General features: G+C 69.7%; 5 protein-coding genes and 2 tRNA genes. 5 read left to right on the forward strand and 2 right to left on the reverse strand.

Annotated features, from left to right (window positions below):
* Positions 1–100 precede the first annotated feature (100 nt).
* Both ABS64_RS14555 and ABS64_RS14560 read right to left on the reverse strand, forming a co-directional pair.
* Positions 101–1,123, reverse strand: coding sequence for a diacylglycerol kinase family protein (locus ABS64_RS14555; RefSeq protein WP_292684501.1), 1,023 nt, complete (start codon positions 1,121–1,123; stop codon positions 101–103).
* A 4-nt stretch (positions 1,124–1,127) separates the two neighbouring features.
* Positions 1,128–2,441, reverse strand: a complete 1,314-nt coding sequence (locus ABS64_RS14560) for an HNH endonuclease signature motif containing protein (RefSeq protein ID WP_292684503.1) — start codon at positions 2,439–2,441, stop codon at positions 1,128–1,130.
* 174 nt (positions 2,442–2,615) lie between these two features.
* Between ABS64_RS14560 and serS the strand changes: the two genes are divergently transcribed.
* The 5 genes from serS (at position 2,616) to ABS64_RS14585 (ending at position 6,530) form a co-directional block, all read left to right on the forward strand.
* A complete protein-coding gene (gene serS, locus ABS64_RS14565; protein WP_292684505.1) occupies positions 2,616–3,893 on the forward strand; it encodes a serine--tRNA ligase in 1,278 nt (425 codons plus the stop codon).
* Entirely contained in the window at positions 3,890–4,819 is a 930-nt protein-coding gene (locus tag ABS64_RS14570) for an HAD-IIB family hydrolase (RefSeq protein ID WP_036288963.1), read from the forward strand. Before serS ends, ABS64_RS14570 begins: the two co-directional genes overlap by 4 nt.
* Positions 4,820–4,915: 96 nt before the next feature.
* Positions 4,916–5,000 (forward strand) — tRNA-Ser (locus tag ABS64_RS14575).
* Between the two features lie 35 nt (positions 5,001–5,035).
* Positions 5,036–6,337 (forward strand): LCP family protein, encoded by a 1,302-nt coding sequence (locus ABS64_RS14580; RefSeq protein ID WP_051498826.1) that lies wholly within the window; start codon positions 5,036–5,038, stop codon positions 6,335–6,337.
* Between the two features lie 101 nt (positions 6,338–6,438).
* A tRNA-Ser gene (locus tag ABS64_RS14585) sits at positions 6,439–6,530 on the forward strand.
* The last annotated feature ends 216 nt before the right edge of the window (positions 6,531–6,746 follow it).

Consider the following 6,746-nt stretch of genomic DNA (forward strand, 5'->3'; position numbering starts at 1 on the left):
ACTACTACAACTACCATCGACCACACAGCTCACTCGGAGGACAACCGCCCATAAGTCGCGCCACCCGCCCCGCTGTCACCAACCTCGCTGCATAGAACAACTAGAGCGTGGGGGAGGTGTGCCCGGTGGGTACGGCGAGCCGGAGCGCGCCGGCGTGGATGCGCACGTCGACGGCCGTAGCCTCGCCGAACTCGTCCCCGTCGAGCTGCACCGGCGTGGCGACGCCGGCGGCGATCTGGATGCCGGTACCGCGTGCGTACCGGATGGAGTTGTCCCGGGTGCGCAGCCGCAGAATGCGCCGTCCGGCGCGGAACCTGCGCAGCACGCTGTTGTCCCAGGCGACACGGCGCCACACCGCGAGCCAGCCGAAGGCCGTCTTGGGTTGGAAGATCGCGATGTCGAGCTGCCCGTCGGCGACCGACGCCTCGGGGATCAGCTCCAGACCGGCCGGCAGCGAGCCGCAGTTGGCGAAGAGCACGCTCTGCACGTGTGCGCGGTGCATCCGGTGGCCGGCGACCTGGTACATGATGCCGAAGGGTTTGGCCTTCACGAGCGAGCGGGCGGCGCCGTCGACGTAGGCGACCCACCCCACCTTCTTCTTCAGATCGCCGCTGGTGTTGGCGATCATGGCGGCATCCAGACCCATGCCGCCCATCACGACGAACGCACGCTCCTCCCGCTGTCCGTCGGGGCGCACCAGCTCCGCGAACCCCACATCGATCGCGTGGACGTCGCCCGCGAAGGTCGCCGCGATCATGGCGTCGGGATCGGAAAGGGGAAGCTGGAGGTTGCGGGCGAGCAGATTGCCGGTGCCGCTCGGCACGATCGTCAGCGGCACCTCCACGCCCGCCATGGCCTCGCTGACCGCGCGGACCGTGCCGTCGCCGCCCGCGACGAGCACCGCATCGGCTCCGGCCGCGATCGCCTCGCGCGCCAGACCGTCGCCGAGTTCGTCGACGGTCGTCTCGTAGAAGAGCGGCTCGGCCCACCCTGCGTCGGCGGAGTGACGGGTCACCGCATCGCGCAGCTGATCGACCTCGACCTTGATCGGGTTGTAGACCAGCGCCGCGCGGCGAGGCGACGCCTCGTCACCGGAGGGTGCAGCGACGTCAGCGGATGCCATGCGGCTAAACATACCCGGCGGTGAACATCAGCGGCGGGGTGGGCACGTCCGGGTAGACCAGGCCCGTCGGACTCGTCCACTCGAGCACGCCGCCCGGACGCTGGACGACCCGCCACGCCGTGCGGTGCTTCAACACGTGATGCCGTCGACACAGGTGCGCGAGGTTCCCGATCGAGGTCGGCCCGCCGTGCTCGCGAGCGTGGGTGTGGTCGATGTCGCACCGCCGCGCGGGCTGACGGCACCCGGGGAACCGGCAGTGTCGGTCGCGGGCAACCAGTGCGGCGCGGATGGCGCTCGACGGGCGGTAGGCCTCGGTCGCCAGCACGTGACCCGAAGAATCGGTCAGCAACCGCGTCCAGGTGGTGGCGCCGGCGGCGAGTCGGCGCGCGGATTCGGGATCGATCGGGCCGCCGGTCGCGAGGGCCCCGGCCTCGCCTCCGCCAGCGAGCGTCGTCACCGGCACGATGACGTGCACCTGCGCGTGGATCGCCTCGCCGGTCGGGATCGAAGACGCGGATTCCGCTGATGTCGCGTGGCCGGTCAGGATCAGATCGGCCAGCACGTCGGCACGCACCTGCGACAGCGTGCGGACATCGCTTGCGGGAGCCTCACCGCAATCGCGGGCGCCCTCGGCGTGGTTGGCATCGGGCTTCTCTCGCGCGTCGATGACTGCGCGGGCAATGCGGGTGGCGCGGTCGAAGGCGCCGTGCGCGACGGCCGCGGCGCAGCGGAGGACCAGATCTGCCATGCCGTCGTCACCGTCATCGACCCAGACGCGACGCGCGGCGGCTGCGAGGGTGTGGCGCTCTTGTGAGGGGACGGGGTCGAACCGCTGGGCGAGCAGGCGCGCGGCGGGGCGCAGCCGGCCCGGGCTCTCGCGTCGCGCGTGATCGAGCGCCGCCGCCTCGTACGCGCCGCGCGCCGCCTCATCGTCGATGTGGGCTCCCGCATCGACGATCGCGTTGAGGTGCGTCCGTTCGATCTCGCCCTTGCCGAGCGCGTCGACCGTTGCGCCGAACCTCCCGAGCGCCATCACCGCGTCATCCATCCGCGCCTGGATCGTGCGGTCGGAAGCGCGGACGGCCGCGGCGAGCTCGGCGGCGATCTCGCGCACCGCCAGATCGCTTCTCTCCGCGCCTCGCGAGGTCGCGAGCGCCATGGCCTCGGCCAGGACCCTGAGTTCGGCCGCGTCGGCCGCCGCTTTCGCGGCCCGGGCTGCGACGACGCGCTGCGTCAGCGTGCGCAGAACCTCCACCTGGGCGGGGGTAAGTCCGGCCGGAGGCGTGGGTTCCGCCGTGAGTAGCGTGGTCGCTGACATGAGTCCATCCTTCCGGCCCCCTCCGACATCCCAGGCTTTAAAATCCCTGGTCAGTTTCATATTGTGGAAAACTTCGCGAGACGTCGGCCGGCGTACATCTGTGGAGGAGGGGTTGCGCACCCGCCGTCGTGCCCGACGACCGAGCAGGGGCGACCCGCGAACTAGACTTGTCGGGTGATCGATCTCGCCCTTCTCCGCGACAATCCGGACCTCGTCAAGCGCTCGCAGGAGGCGCGCGGCGAGTCGGCCGACACCGTCGACGCCGCGATCGAGGCCGACCGTGCCCGGCGCGCGGCGATCACGGCGTTCGAAGAGCTGCGCACCGCGCAGAACGCCCACGGCAAGACCGTGGCCTCGGCGCCGAAGGAGGACAAGCCCGCGCTCGTCGCGCAGGCCAAGGAGCTGAGCGACCGTGTGAAGGCGGCGCAGCAGGCCGTCACCGCGGCCGAAGAGGCCGCCGACGCGGCCCTCGCCCGCATCGAGAACATCGTCATCGACGGGGTTCCCGCCGGCGGCGAGGAGAACTTCGTCACCGTCCGTACGCACGGCGAACCGGCATCCTTCGACTTCGAGCCCCTCGACCACCTCGCCCTCGGTGAGAAGCTCGGCGCGATCGACATGGAGCGCGGCACCAAGGTCTCCGGCAGCCGCTTCTACTTCCTCACCGGCATCGGCGCCCGCCTCGAGTACGCCCTCATGTCCCTCGCGCTCCAGCGCGCGGTGGATGCCGGGTTCATCCCCATGATCCCCCCGACGCTCGTGCGCCCCGAGGTCATGCGCGGCACCGGCTTCCTCGGACAGCACGCCGACGAGGTCTACAAGCTCGAGGCCGACGACCTCTACCTCGTCGGCACGAGCGAGGTCCCCCTTGCGGGCTACCACATGGGCGAGATCCTCGACCTGACCGCCGGTGCGAAGCGCTACGCCGGCTGGTCCACCTGCTACCGGCGCGAAGCAGGGTCGTACGGCAAGGACACCCGCGGCATCATCCGGGTGCACCAGTTCAACAAGCTCGAGATGTTCGTCTACACGACGCCCGAGGATGCCGAGGCCGAGCACCTGCGCCTCGTCGCGCTGCAGGAGCAGATGCTGCAGGACCTCGGCCTCAGCTACCGCGTGATCGACGTGGCCGCGGGGGACCTCGGCTCCAGCGCCGCGCGCAAGTACGACGTCGAAGCCTGGGTGCCCACGCAGGGGTCGTACCGGGAGCTCACCTCCACCAGCAACTGCACGACCTACCAGGCGCGACGCCTCGACGTGCGCTACCGGCCGAGCGTCGAGGGCGTGGCGAGCAAGACCGCTCCGGTCGCGACGCTGAACGGCACCCTCGCGACCACCCGATGGATCGTGGCGCTGCTGGAGACGCACCAGCGCGCCGACGGGTCGGTGGTGATCCCCGAGGTGCTGCGGCCCTACCTCGGCGGCCTCGAGGTGGCGGAGCCGATCGCATGAGCGGCCCGCGCGCCGAAGACCGTCTGCCGCCCACGGGTGCGATCGAGGTCGTCGACGCGCCGAAGGCCGCGCACCTCGTCGACGATCTGGCGACGGATGCCGAGAACCCCGCCGTCGCGACGGAGCGCCTGCTCATCGCGCTCGACGTCGACGGCACGGTGCTGCTGGAGGACGAGACCCTCAGTCCGGGTGTCGTGGAGGCCGTCGCGCACGCCCATCGCGCCGGACACGAGGTGATGCTCGCCACGGGCCGCAGCTGGGAGGGCACCCGCGGCATCCAGCACGTGCTCGAGCTCGCCCCGGAGTACGCGGTCTGCTCCAACGGCGCCGTCATCATGAAGCGCGTCGGGGGCGACTTCGCGGAAGAAGGCCGCTACGAGCGCTTCCACGTCGAGACGTTCGACCCCTCGGAGGTCGTCGACCTCTTGCGCGCGCACCTGCCGCACGCGAAGTACATGGTGGAACTCGCCGACGGCGAGCGACTCTACACCGAGCGGCTCGACGATTGGAACCTGGCGCACGCGCGCCGAGTCGACTTCGCCGAGCTCGTCGCGCAGCCCGTCTGCCGCGTCGTCGTGGTCGCGCCCGACGAGACCGACGAGGACTTCCTGGCCCTCGTCGAACGCATCGGCCTCACCAAGGTCTCGTATGCCGTGGGCTGGTCGGCGTGGCTCGACATCGCGCCGCAGGGCGTCGACAAGTCGACCGCCCTGGAGCGCGTGCGCACCTGGCTCGGCGTGGAGAGCGAGCGCGTGCTGGTGATGGGCGACGGTCGCAACGACCTCGGCATGTTCCGCTGGGCCCTCGATCACGGCGGCCGTGCCATCGCGATGGGACAGGGGCCCGACGAGGTGCGCCGTGAAGCAGGAGAGGTCACGGCTTCGGTGCACGCCGGCGGCGTCGCCGACATCCTGCGCGAACTCTGACGCCTTTTCAGCCGCCGCCCAGGACGACGCGCGATGATGGGCATCGTGCGTCGACTAGACTCGTCGCCTGTCTGAGGGATGCCGCGGCATCCATCGGGAGGGTTGTCCGAGCGGCCGATGGACCCGGTCTTGAAAACCGGTGGGCAGAGATGTCCCGTGGGTTCGAATCCCACACCCTCCGCAGAAGCGGTCGTGCCCGCTGTCGAAAGGTCCCCCGTGAGTCCACGCCCCGAGCGCCCTCGTCGGCAGCCCGTCGCCCGCCACGGCATCCTGAAGTCTCCGCACCCGCTGTCGCAGGTGCTCGCGATCCTCGCGGCGATCGTCGCGGTCGCCGTGGTGAGCACGACGGCCGTGGGCGCGTTCTATGTGTGGGATGCCGCGCGTGCCGTACAGGCCGCCGGTGTCTCGATCGGTGGCGATGACGTTCAGCTGCCGCCCACGCTCGGCGAGATCGAGGGCGGCGCCAACATCCTCGTCGTCGGCACCGACTCGTGCGAGGGGCCCAACGCCGCCCTCTCCGGTGCTTGCCAGGCCGGCGACACCGACGGCGAACGCAACGACGTCACGATGCTCGTGCACATCTCCGATCAGCCGCGTCGCGTCACGGTCGTTTCCTTTCCGCGGGACATGATCGTGCCGATCCCTTCGTGCACCGGCCCGGACGGCACGCAGTACTCGGCGATGAGCGGCCAGATGCTCAACGCCTCGTACATGTACGGCGGCCTCACCTGCACCGTGGCGACCATCGAGAAGCTGACCGGCGTCGACATCCAGTTCGCCGCTGCGACGCGATGGACGGGTGTCATCGCGATGTCCGACGCCATCGGTGGCGTCGACGTCTGTGTCGCCGACGACATCAGCGACAGCCACACCGGGCTCAACCTGACCAAGGGCGAGCACACGCTGAAGGGCGTCGAGGCGCTGCAGTTCCTGCGCATCCGTCACGGCATCGGCGACGGCTCGGATCTCGGCCGCATCTCGAACCAGCAGCAGTTCCTGAGCTCTCTGGTGCGCAAGCTGCAGTCCGAGGGTGTGCTGGGCAACCCGGCGACCCTCTTCAACCTCGCCAACACCGCGATCTCGCAGGTGACCGCCGATCCACCGCAGGTGGTGCTCAGCAAGTCGTTGGCGAACCCGCAGAGCATGGTGCAGATCGCGATGGCGGTGCGCAGCGTGCCGTACCAGGACATCGTCTTCGTGCAGTACCCCACGGTGTATGCGACCGGCGGCTCCCGTGTCGACCCCGTCACCTCGGCGGCCAAGGTGCTTTTCGACGCGCTTGCCAACAACCAGCCGATCCAGCTGACCGGGTCGACGAGCGACGGCTACGGCACCGAGGTCGTCGGTGAGGCGACGCCGTCGCCCGCCGACCCTGGCGCCACGCCCAGCCCGACGGCCACCGGCGACGCCGGTGCGACGGCTGCGGCGCCGACGCCCACACAGGAGGCCGTGCAGCTGCCGTCGTCGATCACCGGGCAGACCGCGGCCCAGGTGACCTGCACCGTCGCCCAGCGCTGATCGTGCCATCGGCCGGATGCGGCCGCACCCGGTTCGGCAGTGCGGTGCGAACCCGTTATGATTGCGGGGTGCGTTCGCGCGGCTCCGGCCGAAGAACGCCTGGAGACGTCGCATAGTCAGGCCTAGTGCACCACCCTGCTAAGGTGGAGTCCCCTTACGGGGACCGAGGGTTCAAATCCCTCCGTCTCCGCCAAGCTCCATGGCCCGCGATCCCTTGTAAACACTGGGATCTCGGGCCATAGGCTTCCCATAGAAACCCCAAGTGGGTAAAAAATGGGTAAAGTCGCGCGGAATCGCCGCCGGAGTGCCAGCTGTGATGTCTCAGGACATGGGTGACAGTTCTGTATCAGGACATCGGTGACAGTTCGTGTGTCAGGACATTGGTGACACTTCTTTCTTCTTCGGGCCG

Origin of the sequence: Microbacterium sp. SCN 69-37, assembly GCF_001724435.1 — a bacterium.
Classification (GTDB): Bacteria; Actinomycetota; Actinomycetes; order Actinomycetales; family Microbacteriaceae; genus Microbacterium; species Microbacterium laevaniformans.